Source organism: Mesorhizobium sp. C395A (assembly GCF_030323205.1).
Classification (GTDB): domain Bacteria; phylum Pseudomonadota; class Alphaproteobacteria; order Rhizobiales; family Rhizobiaceae; genus Mesorhizobium.
The window spans coordinates 1,458,703-1,477,073 of sequence record NZ_CP100473.1; the positions used below are offsets into that span (position 1 = coordinate 1,458,703).

Annotated in this window: 11 protein-coding genes and 1 pseudogene; 7 read left to right on the forward strand and 5 right to left on the reverse strand. The window is 63.6% G+C overall.

Annotation, left to right across the window (positions count from 1 at the left end; genetic code table 11):
* Positions 1–12: 12 nt before the first annotated feature.
* Positions 13–651, forward strand: a complete 639-nt coding sequence (locus NLY37_RS07255) for a DUF1287 domain-containing protein (protein ID WP_023706504.1) — start codon at positions 13–15, stop codon at positions 649–651.
* On the opposite strand, the gene NLY37_RS07260 is transcribed toward NLY37_RS07255, so the two are convergent.
* A complete protein-coding gene (locus NLY37_RS07260) occupies positions 639–2,963 on the reverse strand; it encodes an NADP-dependent malic enzyme (RefSeq protein WP_023743096.1) in 2,325 nt (774 codons plus the stop codon). The two genes, NLY37_RS07255 and NLY37_RS07260, sit on opposite strands and share 13 nt — an antisense overlap.
* Before the next feature lie 159 nt (positions 2,964–3,122).
* On the reverse strand, positions 3,123–3,902 hold the full coding sequence (locus NLY37_RS07265) for an SDR family oxidoreductase (RefSeq protein WP_023706506.1): 780 nt from the start codon (positions 3,900–3,902) through the stop codon (positions 3,123–3,125).
* A gap of 120 nt (positions 3,903–4,022) precedes the next feature.
* Here NLY37_RS07265 and NLY37_RS07270 point away from each other — a divergent pair, with 120 nt between their 5' ends.
* Together NLY37_RS07270 and NLY37_RS07275 are read left to right on the forward strand one after the other, a co-directional pair.
* Complete coding sequence (locus tag NLY37_RS07270) at positions 4,023–4,838, forward strand: UDP-2,3-diacylglucosamine diphosphatase (RefSeq protein WP_023709329.1); 816 nt, start codon at positions 4,023–4,025, stop codon at positions 4,836–4,838.
* Between the two features lie 104 nt (positions 4,839–4,942).
* On the forward strand, positions 4,943–6,157 hold the full coding sequence (locus NLY37_RS07275) for an MFS transporter (protein WP_023694172.1): 1,215 nt from the start codon (positions 4,943–4,945) through the stop codon (positions 6,155–6,157).
* On the opposite strand, the gene dgcA is transcribed toward NLY37_RS07275, so the two are convergent.
* A complete protein-coding gene (gene dgcA / locus NLY37_RS07280) occupies positions 6,128–7,111 on the reverse strand; it encodes an N-acetyl-D-Glu racemase DgcA (protein WP_023706508.1) in 984 nt (327 codons plus the stop codon). The genes NLY37_RS07275 and dgcA overlap by 30 nt on opposite strands.
* Before the next feature lie 77 nt (positions 7,112–7,188).
* On the opposite strand from dgcA, the gene NLY37_RS07285 reads away from it, so the two are divergent.
* From NLY37_RS07285 to NLY37_RS07300, 4 genes are read left to right on the forward strand one after another with little or no spacing between them, the layout of a single operon-like run.
* Positions 7,189–8,376 (forward strand): MlaE family ABC transporter permease, encoded by a 1,188-nt coding sequence (locus NLY37_RS07285; RefSeq protein ID WP_023708615.1) that lies wholly within the window; start codon positions 7,189–7,191, stop codon positions 8,374–8,376.
* 1 nt (position 8,377) lies between these two features.
* Positions 8,378–9,196 (forward strand): ABC transporter ATP-binding protein, encoded by an 819-nt coding sequence (locus NLY37_RS07290; RefSeq protein ID WP_023706510.1) that lies wholly within the window; start codon positions 8,378–8,380, stop codon positions 9,194–9,196.
* A gap of 14 nt (positions 9,197–9,210) precedes the next feature.
* Positions 9,211–10,584, forward strand: coding sequence for an MlaD family protein (locus tag NLY37_RS07295; protein WP_023743095.1), 1,374 nt, complete (start codon positions 9,211–9,213; stop codon positions 10,582–10,584).
* A gap of 37 nt (positions 10,585–10,621) precedes the next feature.
* Complete coding sequence (locus NLY37_RS07300) at positions 10,622–11,263, forward strand: ABC-type transport auxiliary lipoprotein family protein (protein WP_502882097.1); 642 nt, start codon at positions 10,622–10,624, stop codon at positions 11,261–11,263.
* Between the two features lie 168 nt (positions 11,264–11,431).
* Here NLY37_RS07300 and NLY37_RS07305 read toward each other — a convergent pair.
* Together NLY37_RS07305 and NLY37_RS07310 are read right to left on the reverse strand one after the other, a co-directional pair.
* A pseudogene (locus tag NLY37_RS07305) lies at positions 11,432–11,920 on the reverse strand (RNA ligase family protein); the annotation flags it as partial.
* A gap of 135 nt (positions 11,921–12,055) precedes the next feature.
* Positions 12,056–18,265, reverse strand: coding sequence for a kinesin (locus tag NLY37_RS07310; protein WP_286441968.1), 6,210 nt, complete (start codon positions 18,263–18,265; stop codon positions 12,056–12,058).
* Positions 18,266–18,371: the final 106 nt, after the last annotated feature.

The window sequence follows — 18,371 nt, forward strand, 5'->3', positions numbered from 1 at the left end:
CGGGGAGCTGGCATGATCGCGATTACCGGTCGAACCGCGCTGCAGTTCGGTCTGTTGTGCCTGGCGGCGCCCGCAGCCTTGGCGCAGGAAAATCCAGCCGCTCCGGACTGGCGCAGCAAATTGGTCGAAGCCGCGCGTGAGCAGATCGGCGTCACCACATTCTACGACCCGACCTATGTCCGCCTCGGCTATCCCGGCGGCGACGTCGCGCCGGATAGGGGCGTGTGCACGGATGTTATCGTGCGGGCCTATCGCCGCGCCTTCGAGCTCGACCTGCAGAAGCTGGTTCACGAGGACATGGCGGCCAATTTCGCCGCCTATCCCAAGACCTGGGGTCTGAAAGCGACCGACCGCAACATCGACCACCGACGGGTCGGCAATCTTGCCGCAATTTTCGGGCGCAAGGGAGTTTCCTTGCCCGCCAGCGAGTATCCTCCCGACTTTCAGCCGGGCGATATCGTCACCCAGATGCTGCCCGGCAACCTGCCGCACATCGTCATCGTCTCATCCGAACGCTCGGCTGACGTGCCGGAACGAGCGCTGGTCATCCACAATATCGGGTCGGGCGCCCGCGAGGAGGACACGCTGTTCGCCTTCAAGCAGACCGGGCATTACCGCTTCGCGCCTGCGTGGGAAACTCAGCCGAAATGAACCACCGCCTGCGCCTTGTGCGCCGCCTCGACCACTGCCAGCGCCGTCATATTGACGACGCCGCGCGACGTCACCGACGGCGTCAAGATATGCGCCGGCTTGTCGGTGCCAAGCAGGATCGGCCCGACATGCAGCGCGTCCATCATCGTGCGCAGCGCGGTCAGCGTGATGTTGGCGGAGTCGAGGTTGGGGAACACCAGGAGATTGGCTTCGCCCTTCAGCCGCGAATGCGGATAGACGCGCTGGCGCAGATGCTCCGACAGGGCTGAATCGGCATGCATCTCGCCGTCGCATTGCAGCTCGGGCGCAACGCGCGCCAGGATCGCCGCCGCATGCCGCATCTTCAGCGCGCTGGGGGAATCGCGCGAGCCGAAATCCGAATGCGACAGCAGCGCTGCCTTCGGCTCGATGCCGAACCGCTGGATTTCCTCCGCCGCCAGAATGGTCATTTCGGCGATCTCCTCGGCCGTCGGGTCGACCGAGACATGGGTGTCGGTGAGGAAGATGATGCCGCGTTGCGAGATCAGCATCGACAGCGTCGACAGGTCGCGGTCCTTGACGCCTGCGCGTGGTCCGATGACCAGCGTCACATTGCGCAGATGCCGCTCGAAGCGGCCCTCGAGGCCGCAGATCATGGCGTCGGCATCGCCGCGCTTCAGCGCCAGCGCGGCAATCACCGTATTGTCGGTGCGCACCATGGTGCGCGCGGCCTCCGTCGTCACGCCGCGCCGGCCGGCAAGCTCGATCAACAGGTCGACATAATGGCGGTAGCGCGGATCGTCTTCCGGGTTGATCAGGCCGAAATCTACGCCCGGCTTGATACGCAGGCCGTAGCGCTTCAGCCTGACCTCGATGACATGCGGGCGGCCGATCAGGATCGGCTCGGCAATGCCTTCCTCCAGCACCACCTGGGCTGCGCGCAGCACGCGCTCGTCCTCGCCGTCGGCATAGATTACGCGCTTGGCGGTCGACGCCTTGGCCGACGAAAACACCGGCTTCATCACCAGGCCGGAGCGGAAGACGAAGCGGTTGAGCTGGTCGATATAGGCGGCGAAGTCGGTGATCGGCCGGGTCGCGACGCCGGTGTCGCAGGCAGCCTTGGCCACCGCCGGCGCGATGCGCAGGATCAGGCGGGGATCGAAGGGCGAGGGGATAAGGAAGTCGGGTCCGAAGATCGGCGTCTCGCCGGAATAGGCGCGGGCGGCGACGTCGGATGGTTCTTCGCGGGCAAGCGCGGCGATCGCCCGGACCGCGGCCATTTTCATCTCCTCGTTGATGGCGCTGGCGCCGCAATCCAGCGCACCGCGGAAGATGTAAGGAAAACAAAGCACGTTGTTGACCTGATTGGGGAAATCGGAACGGCCGGTGCAGATCATCGCGTCGGGACGAGCGGCGCGCGCGACCTCCGGCATGATCTCGGGATTGGGGTTGGCCAGCGCCAGGATCAACGGCTTAGGCGCCATATGATCAAGCAATTCCGGCTTCAGCACGCCGGCGGCCGACAGGCCGAGAAAAACGTCGGCGCCAGGGATCACATCGGCCAGCGTGCGCGCCTCGGTGTCCTTCACATAGGGGTCTTTCCAACGATCCATCTCGTCGGTGCGGCCCTTGTAGGCGACGCCGAAGCGGTCGGTGACCCAGATGTTCTCTACCTTGGCGCCAAGCGAGACCAACAGGTTGAGGCAGGCGAGCGCTGCCGCACCGGCGCCTGAGGTGACGATCTTGATGTCGGAAATGGTCTTGCCGGCGAATTCCAGCCCGTTGAGCACGGCGGCGGCGACGATGATGGCGGTGCCATGCTGGTCGTCATGGAAGACGGGAATGCCCATGCGGGCCTTCAGCTGCGCCTCGACCTCGAAGCATTCGGGCGCCTTGATGTCCTCGAGATTGATGCCGCCGAATGTCGGTTCCAGCGCCGAGATCGTCTCGACCATGCGCTCTATGCCCGGCGCGTCGATCTCGATGTCGAAGACGTCGATGCCGGCGAATTTCTTGAACAGCACCGCCTTGCCTTCCATCACCGGCTTGGAGGCGAGCGGGCCGATATTGCCGAGGCCGAGAACGGCCGAGCCGTTGGAGACGACGCCGACCAGATTGGCGCGCGCCGTGTAGTCGGCGGCGGTCGCCGGATTGTCGCGGATTTCGAGGCAGGGGGCGGCAACACCAGGCGAATAGGCCAGCGCCAGATCGCGCTGGTTGCCGAGTGGCTTGGTCGCCTGGATCTCGAGCTTTCCCGGCCTTGGATGCTTATGGAAGTAGAGGGCGGCTTCGTCGAGGTCCGAACGTGCCGTTTTCTTGTTCTCGCCTTCCATGCGGCCGCTCCCTCAAACCTGCTTTGCAGCCTTTTAGCACGCAAAAATGGTTTTTCGCGACGCCAAATGACGCAAGGGCGGCTAAAACAACCGGGGCCGGAGATATCGAACTATTTCAAACAATTGCGCTGAAATGCTGCCGATTATCCATCGAGCCCTTTAGAACGCGCTGACATAGAGGCCGCCATCGACCGGGATGTTCTGACCGGTGAGATAGCCGGCATGGACCGAGCACAGAAAGGCGCAGATCTGGCCGAACTCTTCCGGCGTGCCGAGCCGCTTGGCCGGAACGTCGGCGCTGATGCGGGTCTTGCGCGCTGCGGCCGCTGCCGGGTCTTCCATCGTGCCGGCCTCATGCGGGCCGCGCAGCCGGTCGGTGTCGAGCTTGCCCGGCAGCAGGCTGTTGATGGTGACGTTGCGGTCGATCACCGTTCGTGCCACGCCGGCGAGGAACGAAGTCAGCCCGGCTCGCGCGCCGGACGACAGATCGAGGCCGGGAATCGGGACGTAGACCGACAGCGAGGTGATGTTGACGATGCGGCCGAAGCCGCGCTTGGCCATGCCGTCGATGACGGCCTGCACCAGTTCGATCGGCGTCACCATGTTCTGCGTCACGCCTTCGAGGATCTTTGCGCGGTCGAGTTCGCGGAAATCGCGCAAGGGCGGGCCGCCATTGTTGTTGACCAGGATATCCGGGTCGGGGCAGGCGGCAAGGAGCGCGTGCTGCACGTCGGGTTTCGAGACGTCGCCGACGATCTCGGTCACCTTCACGCCGTAGCGTTCGCGCAGTTCGGCTGCGGTTTTTGCCAGCAACTCGGCATTGCGGCCGTTGACGACGAGATCGCAGCCGGCCTCGGCCAGCGCCATGGCGCAGCCGCGGCCCAGCCCTTTGCTCGATGCGCAGACGATGGCCTTCTTGCCCTTGATGCCCAGATCCATGACGATTTTCTCCTGTGAATGGCGCGGCACGCTAGCCCTTTGGCTGGCCCAATCGCAACCGTCATACGGTTGTTGCATGAATCGGGGCATAGCCTGCGCGAAAGCAACGGTGACGATCTGATGTCCGGTACAGAAACCCGCACTTTCCGCAGCATGTTCATATCCGACCTGCATCTCGGATCGAAGGCGGCCAAGGCCGAGTTCCTGATCGATTTCCTGCGGTATCACGACGCCGATATCATCTATCTCGTCGGTGATATCGTCGACGGCTGGCGGCTGCGGCGCAGCTGGCATTGGCCGCAGAGCCACAATGACGTCGTCCAGAAACTGCTGCGCAAGGCGCGCAAGGGCACCTCGATCACCTATATCGCCGGCAATCACGACGAATTCGCGCGCCAGTTCCAAGGCGTGCATTTCGGCGGCATCGTCGTTGCCGACCGCGCCATCCACGAAACCGCCGATGGCAAGCGCCTGCTGGTCATCCATGGCGACCAGTTCGACACCGTCGTCCACAATGCACGCTGGCTGGCCTATCTCGGCGACTACGCCTATGACGCCGCGATGGTGGTCAACCGCGTGGTGACGAGGCTCCGCCATTTGCTGGGTCTCCCTTACTGGTCGTTCTCGTCCTGGGCCAAGGTCAAGGTCAAGAAGGCGGTGAACTTCATCGGTTCGTTCCAGACGGTGCTGACCGAGGAGGCCCGCCGCTCGCATGTCGACGGCGTCATCTGCGGCCACATCCATCACGCCGCGATCGAGACTTATGAGAATGTGCAGTACATCAACACCGGCGACTGGGTGGAGAGCTGCACGGCGGTGGTCGAACATTTCGATGGCAAGATGGAGATCATCCACTGGGCGCTGGTGCTGCCCGAAGCACCGGACGAGCCGTTCATCCCCTTGCTGATCGAAGACAGGGTCGTCGAAGCGGCATAACCCTCCTGTTAATCGACTGGTCCAGGCAGTTTCGGACCGCTTTCGCGCATGTTAAGGGATCGATCTGCGTTGCAGCCCTTTGTGCAGCGTAATTGGATCGATTCATGTCGCTGCCGCCGCTCTCGCCCGAACAACTCGTCAAGCCGCGCCATTTCGAACTGCGCATGAGTCTGATCTTCGCGACATTATTCGTGTCGCTGGGAACGCATGTGCCTTATTTCCCGCTGTGGCTGCATGCCCAGGGTTTCCACGCCGAGCAGATCGCCATCATCCTGGCGGCGCCGATGTTCCTGCGCGTGGTGACAACACCCCTGCTGACCGCGCTGGCCGACCGGGCGAAGGACAGGGCGGATGTCTATATCGCGCTGGTGGCCGCGACGATGGTGCTTTCCGCCGGCTATTTCCTCAACCCGACCTACGCCATGGTGCTTGCCGTATCGCTGGCGCTGACGGTGGTGTGGACGCCGCATTCGCCGATCGCCGATTCGCTCGCGCTGTCGGGTGTGCGCCGCTTTGGCTCGAACTACACCGCGATGCGCAAATGGGGCTCGATATCCTATCTCTGCGCCAATGTCGCAGGCGGCTTTATCCTCGCCTGGACGAGCCCGCAGGCCGTGCCGGTAATCATCTTTGCGGCATTGTCTGCCGCGCTCGTCGCCGGATTGCTGGCGCCGCGGCTTGGCCGCCCGCGCCGGGCTTCGCCGCTATCTGCCGCCGACATCCAGCATCAGGCGCCGAGCCTTCTCAATCCGTATTTCCTGTATTTCACCCTCGGCGTCGGCATCATCACCGCCAGCCATGCCTTCCTCTACGGCTTTGTCTCAATCTACTGGAAATCGGTCGGCATCAGCGATTCCGTCGTTGGCCTGCTGTGGGCCTGGGGCGTGGTGGCCGAGGTCTGCATGTTCGTGTTTTTCAACCGTATTTTTGCCTCCGTCTCAGTCGTCAAGGTGATGCTGATCGCCGGCGTCGGCTCCATCGTGCGCTGGATCGCCTTTCCGTTGATCTGGCCACTCGGGCTTGGCGTTGCCGGTTTCTTCGGCGTCCAGACCCTGCATTCGGTGTCGGTGGCGATGGTGTTGATCGGCCTGCAGAAGATGATCGGCGAAACGGTTTCGGAAGAACGCACGGGTGCGGCGCAAGGCATTGCCTATTTCTTCAACGGCTTCTTCATGGCGGCGGTGACGCTGGCGTCCGGCCCGCTTTATGAGCGCTACGGCGTCGACGGCTTCCTGGCGATGATCCCGATCGCCATCATCGGCCTGGCGCTGATCGGGCTCGCCGCGCGTTCAGCCCCACAGCATCCTGTCAGGCGGTAACACCAGCGACCCCTGGTACACGAGGCCGGGCTGGCGGTCGCGGGCAAGCAGCAGCGGACCGTCGAGGTCGACGAAGTCGGCGCCTTGCGCCAAAAGCACTGCCGGCGCCATCGCCAGCGACGTGCCGACCATGCAGCCGACCATCACGCCGAATCCCAGCTCCCGGGCGCGGTCGCGAAGGGTAAGGGCGGCGGTCAGGCCGCCGGATTTGTCGAGCTTGATGTTGATGGCGTCATAGAGGCCGACAAGCGCTTCGAGGTCCTTCGCCTCGTGGAGGCTTTCGTCTGCGCAGATCGGCACCGGATGCGCGATGTGGCGCAGGATGGCATCATGGCCGGCGGGAAGCGGCTGTTCGATCAGGGCTATCCCATGTTCGGCGGCGAAAGCGAGATTCTCGATGATGTTGGCATCGGTCCAGCCTTCATTGGCGTCGAGGATGATGCGGCTGTCGGGCGCCGCTTCGGTCACGGCGCGGATGCGGGCCATGTCGTTGTCGCCGCCAATCTTGACCTTGAGCAGCGGCCGCCCGGCATTGGCGCGGGCTTGCGCCGCCATTGCCTCCGGCTCGCCCAGCGACAGCGTGTAGGCCGTCTCCAGCGCCGACAAGGGCACAGCGTGGATGGCGTCCGCGACCGCAACGCCGCTGATCTTGGCCTCCAGGTCCCACAAGGCGCAATCGATGGCGTTGCGGGCAGCACCCGCCGGCACCGCATCGAGCAGGTCCTTGCGGCTGATGCCGCCTTCTATCTGCCGGCGCATGGCCTCGGTGGCGTCGCGCACCCCCTCCATGGTCTCGCCATAGCGCTTGTAGGGGACGCATTCGCCCCATCCGCGATTGTCCCCATCGCTGATCGTGCAGGTAATGACTTCGGCTTCGGTCTTCGACCCGCGCGAGATGGTGAAGGTGCCGGCAATGGGAAAACGCTCGGCCTCAACCGAAATGACACGCGCCATAATTTTCTGCTCCGGCTATGCGACAACGCGTCGTCGGCAAATCGACAGGTACGACCCGTCAGGCTAAACAGGACGCCATGTTGACCATCGGCAAACGCGACGCAAGCGGCAACGCCGCCAAGGAGGCCGACCACCAGCCCCGCGTTGCGGTCGGCGAGGAGGGCGGCGTCCTCGGCTGCGCTTTCTCCGGCATCTGGACGACGACGACAGTGGCGCTGATCGACGCCGAGATGCGCAAGATCGAGCAGCGCAAAGGCTTCCAGACGCTCGCTTTGGATCTCTCCCACATCGAGAAGATGGACACCGCCGGCGCCTGGCTGATCGATCGCCTGGTCAGCGTCTTCGAAAAGAAGGGTGTCGAGATCAAGATGCAGGGGCAAAGCGATGTCGCCTCGATCCTGCTCGGCGCCGTTGGCGAAGCTGTCCGGCGCGAGCCCGAATCGCGCGGCGTCCGGCGCCCCAACATCATCCTCCGCGGGCTGGAGGCGGTCGGCCGCCGCATCTATGAGATGCGCGACGATTTCCTCGCCTCGATGAACATCCTCGGCGCCACCATCGGCGGCGCCCAGATGAAGCTCGGGCGCGGCCATGCCATCAATCCGGCGGCGATCTTCAACCAGATCGATCGCATGGGGGTCGGCGCCATCCCCGTGGTGGTGCTGATGTCGGCGATCGTCGGCGCCATCGTCGCCCAGCAGGGCGCCTACCAGCTCAATTATTTCGGCGCCAACATTTTCGTTGTCGATCTGGTCGGCGTGCTGATCCTGCGCGAACTCGGCGTGCTGATGACCGCCATCATGATCGCCGGCCGCTCCGGCAGCGCCATCACCGCCGAGATCGGCTCGATGAAGATGCGCGAGGAGGTCGACGCGCTGAAGGTCATCGGCCTCAACCCGATCGGCGTGCTGGTGTTTCCGCGCCTGGTGGCGCTGGTGATCGCGCTGCCCTGTCTCACCATCGTCGCCAATTTTGCCGCTCTTGGCGGCGGCATCCTAGCCGCCTGGCTTTATTCCGGTATTGCGCCGACGGCCTTCATCGACCGGCTGCGCGGCGCGATCGATATCAGCACCATCTTCGCCGGGCTGATCAAGGCGCCGTTCATGGCCATGATCATCGGCACCATTGCTTCCGTAGAAGGCATGAAGGTCGGCGGCAGCGCCGAATCGCTGGGTCTGCACGTCACTGCCTCGGTGGTGAAGTCGATCTTCGTCGTCATCATCCTCGATGGCCTTTTCGCCATCTTCTACGCGTCGATCGAGTTCTGACATGATGCGCAGAAACTCAAAGGCGACCAAGGCTGTGCAGGGAACGGGCGAAAGCGATATCGTGCTGTCGGTGCGCGACATCACCGTTGCCCTGGACGACAAGCTGATCCTCGACAAACTGGCGCTCGACATCAAGCGCGGCGAAATCCTCGGTTTCGTCGGCGCCTCGGGCGCCGGCAAATCGGTGCTGCTGCGCACGATTCTCGGCCTGCTGCACAAGCAGTCCGGCACGATCAAGCTGTTTGGTCTCGACCTCGAAAAGGCCAGCGACATCGAACGGTTGCGCATCGACATGCGCCTTGGCGTGCTTTTCCAGCACGGCGCCCTGTTTTCGGCGTTGACCGTGCAGGAAAACGTGCAGGTGCCGATGCGCGAATATCTCGATCTGCCGAAGAAACTGATGGACGAGCTGGCCTTGCTCAAGATCGAACTGGTCGGCCTGCCGCCGGACGCCGCGCAAAAATTTCCCTCGGAGCTTTCGGGCGGCATGATCAAGCGAGCCGCCCTGGCGCGGGCGCTGGCGCTCGACCCCGACATCGTCTTCCTCGACGAGCCGACTTCCGGCCTCGACCCGATCAGCGCGTCCGAATTCGACGAACTGGTGGTCAAGCTGCGCGATACGATGGATTTGACGGTCTATATGGTGACGCACGATCTCGACACGCTGTTTACCGCTTGCGACCGCGTGGCGGTGCTCGGCAACAAGAAAATCCTGGTCGAAGGCACGATCGACGACATGCTGAAAAGCGAAGAACCGTGGGTCAAATCCTATTTCCGCGGAAAACGGGCTCGGCAACTTGATCTTGCCGCGCGCGCATAGACATAAGTGGGGCAATGGAAACCAGAGCCAACTACGTAATTGTCGGCATTTTCACCCTGGCTGCGATCCTGGCGGCGTTCGGGTTCGTCTATTGGACCGCCCAGATCGGTGATCGCGGCGAGACGGCGGAGCTGCGCGTGCGCATTCAGGGTTCGGCCTCCGGCCTCGGCCCCGGCAGTCTGGTGCTGTTCAACGGCGTCAAGGTCGGGGTGGTCAAGCGCGTCTATTTCGACCGCAATGACCCCAATGCCGCCATTGCTACGACCGAGATCGACCAGACAACGCCGCTCACCAAATCGACGCAGGCCGATATCGGCATCGCCAGCCTTGCCGGCCAGGTCAACATCGAATTGAAGGGCGCCGATCCCAAGGAACCGAACCTGCTGGAAGAGGCGGCAAAGGAAGGCAGGACGGCCGAGATCATCGCCAATCCGTCAGCGGTCACCAACCTGCTGCAGACGGCGCAGAACATCTTCACCCGCGCCGACAAGGTGCTTTCCGACCTAGAAGGTTTCACCAGGGATGTGCGCGGGCCGCTGACCCAGACCGTCAAGAACGCCCAGACATTTTCCGATGCGCTGGCCAGGAATGCCGACGGCATCGACAAGTTCCTGACCGCCGTCAGCGCGCTGTCGGATGAGCTGAAGGGTGTTTCCGGCAAGCTCGACGGCACGCTGAAGGCTGCCGAAGGCCTGCTCAATGCCGTCGACAAGGACAAGATCAAGAGCATCGTCGCCAATGTGGACGCCGTCACCGCCAATCTGAAGGAGACCAGCGGACAGCTCGACGGAGTGATCAAGAACGTCGATACCGCGGTCGGCTCGGTCAACGATTTCGCCACGCGCACGCAAGGCACGCTGGCAAAGGTCGACAATGTGCTCGACGGCATCGATCCGGCGCAGGTGCGCGTGGCGCTCGCCAACATTAAGAAGGCCAGCGAAAATGCCAACAAGGCCGCCGCCGACATCGCCAAGGTGACCGACAAGTTCGCCGACCGGGCCGACGACATCGACGAGACGATCAAGGACGCCAAACAGCTTGCGTCGCGCCTCAACGATGCCTCGGTGCGCGTCGACGGCATCCTGAAAAGGGTCGATACGCTGCTCGGTTCGGGCCAGGCCGACGGCGTCATGGCCGATGCCAGGGACACGCTGAAGTCGTTCAAGCAGGTCGCCGACACGCTGAACGCCCGGCTTGGCACGATCACCGACAACATCGCGCGCTTCTCGGGCCAGGGCCTGTCGAATGTCGAGGCGCTGGTCCAGGACAGCCGGCGTTCGATCAGTCGCATCGAAGAGGCGGTGACCGATCTCAGCCGCAACCCGCAGCGCATCCTGTCGGGCGGCGACGGCGAGGTCCGGCAGTTCGATGGCAGGGCACGGCGTTGACTTCCGTGCCCGCCCGCAGCAATTACATGGACCGCGGATGCGGATTCATCATACGATCCGGGGACAGTGGGGATCACGCGTGACGTTCGGGTTGGGTGGGTATAGATCGGCGGCCGTTTTGCTTGGCCTGACGCTGGCTGGTTGCGCGGCATTGGGAGGCAAGCCGGCGCCACTCGATACGTTCGAGCTGTCCGCCCCGTCGATCGACGCCCATGGCCACAGCCGCCGCCAGATCCTGATCGCCCAGCCATCCGCGCTCAAGGCGCTGGACAGCCAGAACATCGTCATCAAGCCGTCAGATCGCTCGATCCAGTATCTCAAGGGCGCGCAATGGGCCGACCGGCTGCCGCTGATCGTGCAGGCGAGGCTCGCCGAAACCTTCCAGCGCTCCGGCAGCTTTGCCGGCGTCGGCAAGCCGGGCGAGGGGCTGGCGATCGACTACCAGGTGATCGTCGAGATCCGCTCCTTCGAAGTCCGCGTCAATGGTGGCGAGCATGCCGAGGTCAATCTCTTCGTACGCATCCTGAACGACCGCAACGGCGAGGTGCGCGCCTCGAAGAGCTTTACCGCATCCGCTCCCGTCTCCGGCAGCGGCAATCCGGCCTATGTCAACGCGCTCGACAGCGCCTTCGGCGAGGCGGCGAAGGATATTGTGGGCTGGACGGATTCGGTTATCTGAGCGAACCCGGCGAGGCGCTTGAGACCCAGGAACCTTAGCCGCCTGCCAGACGGTTGGTGACCATTCTGCCTTCATCCAGTGGGTTTCACTCTGGACATGTCCTGCCCGTACATATTTGCCCATGCGAATGGGCATGTCTGCCTCAGCAAATGCTTCGGCAACCCTAGCCACAAAGCCTTCTTGCTTGGCCTTATCCAGGGACGCAGCCAGATTATCGAAGAGGTTGGGGCTGAAAGGCCCACGATAGAGCGTGGGAACAGGAGTGATGCCCAGTTCCTCAAACCGGGCCAGGGTCAAATCCCACGGTTGAATCTCGGTCCCGATGATCCATGCAAAGCCAAGAAAAAATGACGGCAGCGCATCATACGCAACCGAATGTCGGGCATAGAGGTTCTCGCCCACAATCCGTTCATCGTCAGCAAGTTGCGGTGAAACATTTGCTGCAAATGCCTTCAGCCAGTCTCGGGATGGATGATAACGGCTATCGGGACTGCGCGCGTGAGAGCCATCGCGATGAAGGGTTGTGTTCTCTCCATCCATCTTCTCGGTGACCACAAGATCAGCCACCCTTAGTCCTTCAAGCGACGCCATGACCTTGTCGTCGCTGGTGGCTCCGACCGATATCGGCAGATGAAAGGTGCGACCGTATTTCCTCATGCTGGAGGCATAGCTTGCAGCCCATCGCGCCAGCAAGGGCAGCCTGAGTTCTTTGCGCTCGTCATTGTTCGATCCATGACAAACGAAAAAGGCGGGAAATTTCCCGCCTTTTTCATTTTGATGCAGCAATCGTAGCTAGTGCAAACGGCCGCTCGCATGGGCCAGCATGGTGTAGACCTTGCCGGTGTCCGACGTCAGGTAGGTCTGCGCCATGATGTTGTCGCGGTCGTTGCGCGAGACGTCCTTGAGCAGCTTCTCGAAATCGTCGCAGTAGCGGTCGACGGCGGCGCGGAACTCCGCCTCGGCCTGATATTTGCGGCGGATTTCGTCAAAGGTCTGCTGGCCCTTGAGCGTGTAGAGGCGGCGCGTGAACACGTCACGCTCGCCGCGCCGGTAGCGGTTCCACAGCTCGATCGAGGCGTCGTGGTCGATCGCCCGGGCAATATCGACCGAGAGCGAGTTGAGCGACTCCATGACATGCAGCGGCGAGCGCTGGGCGGGAGTTGCGCGCGGTGCTTCCGCGGGCGCTGCCGGCCTGGCGACTTCCTCCTCGCGCGATGCTCCGGTCAGGAGATCGCGCACCCAGCCGCCTTGCGGCGTGCGGGCGTTGGCGTCGCGCTGGCGCGGTGCTTCGGCAGGGCGTTCGATATCGAGCGTGCCACGGAGGCCGCCGAGCGGCGCCTGCGGAGCAGGGCGCTCCGGCTGTGGCGCCGGCGGCGGGCGGCGTACCGGCTCGGCCGGGCGCTGCACTGGCGCCTGAGGCGCCGGGCGCAGGGCGCGCGGTTCGGCATTGTCGCCGCCACGTCCCGATTTCGCAACGATATCCGAAAGTTCCTTGAGCGCGTTGATCTGCTCGGCAACGGCACGGCGGATCGCCGAGGTCGATTCCTTGGCCTCTTCCGGCATTTCGATGACGCCCTTCTTGAGCTCGGCGCGGGTGAGGTCGAGCTCGCTCTTGATCGAGCTTGCGGTGCGCCGCATCTCCTCGGTCGCATCGGCGAACCGGCTGGTTGCCGAATCGACCACTTCCGTTATGGCGATGCGGATCTTGTCGGCTGATGCCAGCGTCTTGCCTTCGGCATTCTGCATCGTCTGGCCGACAAGGTTTTCGAACGAACGCATCACCTTCTCGAGGTCTTCCGACTTCTTGACCAGGCCGACGGCGAGATCTTCGAGCGACGATTGCCGCTCAAGCGTGTGCTCCAGATTGCTCTGCGCCGAGCTCAACAGATCCGAAGCCGAGGACAGCAAGCGGCTGTGCTCGTCGAACTTGGTGGCGATCGAGGCCACTTCGCGCAGGGTCGACGACGACAGTTCGGTAAGCCGCGTCGTGTTCGAATCGACCAGGCGTGCCGAGCTGGCGAAGGTCTGCGCGGCCTTTTCGGTGGTTGCCGCGAAGCTTTGCGTGCTGCCGCTCAGACGTTCGTCAACCTGGCCGAGGTTGATCGCCGCCTGTTCGATCAGCTCACCAAGCTGCGAGCTGGAGACGCTCATGCGGCCGATGAGGTCGGCGACGCTATCGGCGAGCGACGAGCGCGCGCCTTCGACGGCCGACAGCGTTTCGGCGGTGCGGCTGGCGAGCGCGTTGACGAGGGCGGCATTTTCGCTGCGCAGCTTCTCGGTCGCGCGTTCGGTGACCTCTTCCATGCTCTTTTGCAGTTCCGAGCCGCCATGGGCGAAGCGCTCGACCAGCGGCCGCGCGGTTTCGTCCAGGATCTTCGCCATCTCGGCCGAACGCGCCGCCAGCATCGTGTTGAGCTCGCGGGTATTGGTGCCGATTGTCTTGGCAGCGTCGTTGGTGCTTTGGCCGATGTGCTGGCCGACCGCGGTAAAAGTCTCCGCAATCGTGTTGGCGCGCGAGATCAGCTGAGCTTCTGCGCTGGAAACCTGCTCGTTGAGCTTCTGGCCCATCGTCTCCGTCGTATAAAGAAGGCGGTTCTCGACGCTGGCGACCTGTTCCTCGACGCGCGAAGCTGCGGACGCAACGCTCGCGGCCAGCCGCTCGTCGGCCCCGGCCAAAGCCTGCTCCATCTCGCGGGCGTGGACGGCAAGTTCCTGGCCGGTCTGGCGTGCACGTTCGGCAACACGCTGCTCGGTGCTGGCGAAGGCGCCGACGATGTTGTCGGCATGCTCGCCGATCGTCGAAGTGGAGTCGGCGATGCGCGACACCAGGCGGTGATCGGCCTCGTCGAAGATGCGGCTGATCTCGGTGGCGCGGGCTGACAGCGCGTCCGAACCCTCGGCGATGCGCGAGATCAGCTGTTGGTCGGCGGCGTCGAAGATGCGGCCAAGGTCCGAGGCGCGGGCGGCCAGCGCTTCGGCGGATTCGCCGATGCGCATGCTCAGCCGCTGGTCGGCACCCTCGAAGTTACGCAGGATGTCGCCGGCGCGGTCGGCCAGCGACTGCGCCGTCTCGACCGCGCGGGCGACCAGCTTCTGGTCGGCGGCGTCGAACGTGCCGGCGATCTCGCCGGCGCGGGCAGCCAGCCGTCCGGCCGTTTCTTCGGCGCGGGCGAGCAGCGAGTTCGACGTCTCGTCATGCCGGGCAAGCAGCACGCTCGTCGTGTCTTCGGCGCGAGCAAGCAAGGCATTCGTCGTATCCTCGGCGCGAGCAAGCAGGGCGCTCGATGTGTCCTCGGCACGGGCGTGCAGACGGCGATCCGCGTCCTCGAAGGTCCGGGCGATGTCCTCGGCCCGGGCCAAAAGGGCGGCCGAGGTCTGCTCGGCACGCTCGGCGATCTTGCGGTCGGCATCACTGAAGGCAGCACCGGCCTGTTCGTGCAGCGCGCTGGTGACTTCCATCACCTTCTCACGGAGCGCGCCGGCAACGAAGACGGCGCTGTTTTCAAGCACGCTGCGGACATTGTCGACACCCACCGACAACGCGCGCTCCATGGTTCCGGCGCGCTCTTCGATGATGCCGGTCTGCTTGCTGAAGGCCTGCTCGATTTTCTCGACATCGGCAGCGATTGCCGCCGAGATATCGGTGCTTCTGCCGGCAATCTGGTCGATATGGCCCGACAGAGAGCGGTCGACGTCCTTGCGTATGTCGGCGAGCTTTGCCAGATCGTCTTCCAGCGCCTGGGTCAACATGTTGCGGCCTTCGGCCAGCTTGCCGACATGGCCGGCGATGATGTCGTCAACCTCACCGCGGCTTGCCGACAGCTTCTGCAGGTCGGCTTCCAGCGCACGTTTCAGGATGTCTCGGCCCTCGGCCAGTTTCTCGACCTGGCCTGCGACCAGTCCGTCGATGCTCGACCGGCTCTCGGCCAGCTTGGCGAGGTCGTCCTCGAGAGCCTTCGACAGCATCGCGCGATCCCGGACGAGCTTGTCGCTGTGACCCTCGATCAGGCTGTTGACATTTTCCAAATCCGCTTCCAGCACCCGTGCGAACTCGCCACGGTTTTCGCTCAGCTTCTGCGACTGGTCGGCAATGGCGCTCCTGATCGCATTGAGATCGGCTTCGAGCGCCCGTGTGAGGATGTCGCGGCCCTCGGCGAGCTTCTCGACCTGTCCGGCGACCAGCCCATCGATGTTGGAGCGGCTCTCCGCCAGCTTGGCGATGTCGTCTTCCAATGCCTTTGAGAGCGCCGAACGGTCCTGGACGAGCCTGTTTTGATGATCGGCCATGATGCCGCTGACATTGTGCAAATCGTCCTGAAGCGCCTGGGATAGCGTCGAACGATCCTGGACAAGCCGGCTCGAGTGGTCGGTGATCAGGCTGTTAACATTCTGAAGGTCATCCTTAAGCGCCTGGGATAGCGTCGAACGATCCTGGACAAGCCGGTTCGAGTGGTCGGCGATCAGGCTGTTCACATTTTGCAGGTCGGCCTCCAATGCCTTGGAAAGCTGACCGCGCTCTTCCGCCACCTTGTCGGAATGACCCGCGATGGCACCCTTGATGGTGTTGAGGTCGGCTTCGAGCGCGCGCTTGAGGATATCGCGCCCCTCGGCCAGCTTCTCGACCTGGCCGGCGACCAGCCCGTCGATGCTCGACCGGCTCTCGGCGAGCTTGGCGAGGTCGGCCTCGAGCGTCTGTGACAACAGGCCACGATCGTCGGCAAGCCGGCTCGAATGGTCGGAGAGCAGGCCCCTGATGCCGGATAGGTCGTTCTCCAGCGCCTTGCTGAGTTCGGTGCGGTCCTCGGCCAGTTTCGCCGAGTGGTTCTCGATCACGCCCTTGATGCCGATAATGTCGTTTTCGAGCGCCTTGGTCAGGATGGCGCGGCCTTCGGCGATCTTTTCAACCTGGCCGGCGACCAGCCCGTCAATCGAGGCGCGGCTGTCGGCGAGCTTGCCGAGATCGGCTTCCAGGGCGCGCGACAGAATGTTGCGGCCTTCGGCCAGTTTACCGACATGGCCGGCGACCATTTCGTCAATGATCGTACGGGCTTGCACAAGTTTTCCGGAGTCTTCATGCAAAGCCTGGTTGAGCCGGTTGCGGCCTTCTTCAAGCCGCTCGAGATGGCTGCCCAGCGACGCGTCGATGGCGGCGCGCGACTCGTTGACCTTGCGCAGATCCTCTTCCAGGGCGCGCGAGATCAGGTTGCGGCCTTCGGCCAGCTTCTGCACCTGGTTGGTTACGGCCGCATCGATGCCGGCACGGCCCTCGGCGAACTTCGCCAGGTCCGCCTGCATGGCAGCCGCCATGCGTTCGCGGCTTTCGGACAGCTTGCGGCTGTGGTTTTCGACGGCGTCCTCGATGCCGACACGGGCATCGGCAAGACGCTGGATGTCGGTGTCGAAGGAGCGCGACACGACATGGCGGGCGGCTTCCATGCGGCCGGCGAAATCGCTGGCGCGGGCTTCGAGCATCGACGAGGTCGACGAGACGATGTCGGCCATGTCGGCGCCGATCTGGGTCTTGCCCTGATCGATCATCGCCGACAAATGATCCTTGCTCTCGGCAAAGGTGTGGGCGATCTCGCGGGCGCGCTCGACCAGCGTTTCGTTGATCTGGCGGGCGCGCGCCTCGAGCGCGGCGTTGAGCTTCTGCGTGCCGGTATCGAGTGCTTCGGCGCGGGTCTGGAATTCGCTGATCAGCGCCTGGCCGCGCTCGGCCAGCGTCCGCTCGATGCCGTTCAGGCTGGACTCGAATTCCGAGCTCAGGGTGCGGGCGGCGCCGCCAAGCAGCGACACCATGCCTGTGGTGCGGTCGTCGAGCAGGTCGGTCAGCGACCGGGTCAGGCCGTCTGTGGTGTCCGTCAGCTTGGCGATGCGGGTGTCGAGCAGCGAAGCAAAGGCTTCGCCCGATGTCGACAGCCGGTCGGTGATCGAATCCAGCCGGGTTTCGACGGAATCGAAGATCGACATCGAGCTTTCATTGATGCGGTCGATCAGCGTGTCGCCGGAATTGGTGATCGTCATCGACAGCTTGGTCGACGCGTTGAGGATAGAGTCGCGAATAATGTCGGAGGCGGCGCCGATCTCGTCCTTCAGCGTTTCATGCGCGCCGGTGATCGAGGCGCGCACGCGCTCGGCATGAGTGACGACGGCTTCGCGCTCGCTGCCCAGCCCGTCGACCAGCGACCGGATGCGCGATTCATTCTCCGAATAGGAGCGTTCGATCTGGTTGACCTCGCTGTGGACCAGCGTTTCGAGCTCGACGGCGCGCGCCAGCGTGCGCTCGATGCCTTCGCCCATCGCCGCCACTTCACGGCGAACGGCCTGGCCGATCATCATCACGCGGTCTTGGGCGAGGTTTTCCGGCTCCGCCAGACGGAAAGCCACCTCCGTCATCGACTGCGCGGCAATGCGCATTTCCTGCGCGCGGCGGATCATCGCCGCGAAGGCCCAAAACAGGACGACCGGTATGATTGACGCGATCGCCAGACCGATCAGTTCAGGGCGGGCCAGGATTTGATCGAACGTACGAATTTTCCAGATGCTGGGGCCAAACAGCAGATTGGCGAGGCCGCCGGCGCCGGCGATCCAGGCCAGCGACACGAACGCCACGACCCAATAGATCGTGCTCGACGCGCGCCGGTTGAGGCTGTGCAGCAGCGTCTTGTAATCTTTCTGGCGGTCATCGTTTGCCGGCTTGAAGCCGGCTGGCTGAGCGCTGTTGCGCGATTCGACCGGGCGCAGCTCGGCGGGCTTGGCTGCCGGCTTCGCACTCTGGTTTTGTTGGACGGGCGCGTTTTGAGCGGGGGCGGGCTTCTGGGGGCGGCCTTCGCGCGCCAGTTCGTCCGCGGCCTGCGATATCTGCGCTTCCAGATCTTCCATCGACGCCGCGATATCGAGATCGCCGCTGCCGTCTCCGCTGAGATCGAGGTCTAGTGCCTTTTCGAGTTCCCTGGCTACGTCGCTGTCGAGAGTTCTGGTCGTCGTTGGTTTCTTCGCCATGCCTTCGCTACCCTGTACTAGCTGCCGAGGGACTTCTTATTTTTGCCTGATTCTGGCTCGTCTTATCCCACGCAGGAGGCTGAAAATGGACCTTCGTATCGTAATG

Excerpts from the sequence above, each read along its gene's own strand:
- NLY37_RS07255 (WP_023706504.1), top strand. The coding sequence starts at position 13 with ATGATCGCGATTACCGGTCGAACCGCGCTGCAGTTCGGTCTGTTGTGC.
- NLY37_RS07260 (WP_023743096.1), bottom strand. The coding sequence starts at position 2,963 with ATGGAAGGCGAGAACAAGAAAACGGCACGTTCGGACCTCGACGAAGCC.
- NLY37_RS07265 (WP_023706506.1), bottom strand. The coding sequence starts at position 3,902 with ATGGATCTGGGCATCAAGGGCAAGAAGGCCATCGTCTGCGCATCGAGC.
- NLY37_RS07270 (WP_023709329.1), top strand. The coding sequence starts at position 4,023 with ATGTCCGGTACAGAAACCCGCACTTTCCGCAGCATGTTCATATCCGAC.
- NLY37_RS07275 (WP_023694172.1), top strand. The coding sequence starts at position 4,943 with ATGTCGCTGCCGCCGCTCTCGCCCGAACAACTCGTCAAGCCGCGCCAT.
- dgcA (WP_023706508.1), bottom strand. The coding sequence starts at position 7,111 with ATGGCGCGTGTCATTTCGGTTGAGGCCGAGCGTTTTCCCATTGCCGGC.
- NLY37_RS07285 (WP_023708615.1), top strand. The coding sequence starts at position 7,189 with ATGTTGACCATCGGCAAACGCGACGCAAGCGGCAACGCCGCCAAGGAG.
- NLY37_RS07290 (WP_023706510.1), top strand. The coding sequence starts at position 8,378 with ATGATGCGCAGAAACTCAAAGGCGACCAAGGCTGTGCAGGGAACGGGC.
- NLY37_RS07295 (WP_023743095.1), top strand. The coding sequence starts at position 9,211 with ATGGAAACCAGAGCCAACTACGTAATTGTCGGCATTTTCACCCTGGCT.
- NLY37_RS07300 (WP_502882097.1), top strand. The coding sequence starts at position 10,622 with ATGCGGATTCATCATACGATCCGGGGACAGTGGGGATCACGCGTGACG.
- NLY37_RS07310 (WP_286441968.1), bottom strand. The coding sequence starts at position 18,265 with ATGGCGAAGAAACCAACGACGACCAGAACTCTCGACAGCGACGTAGCC.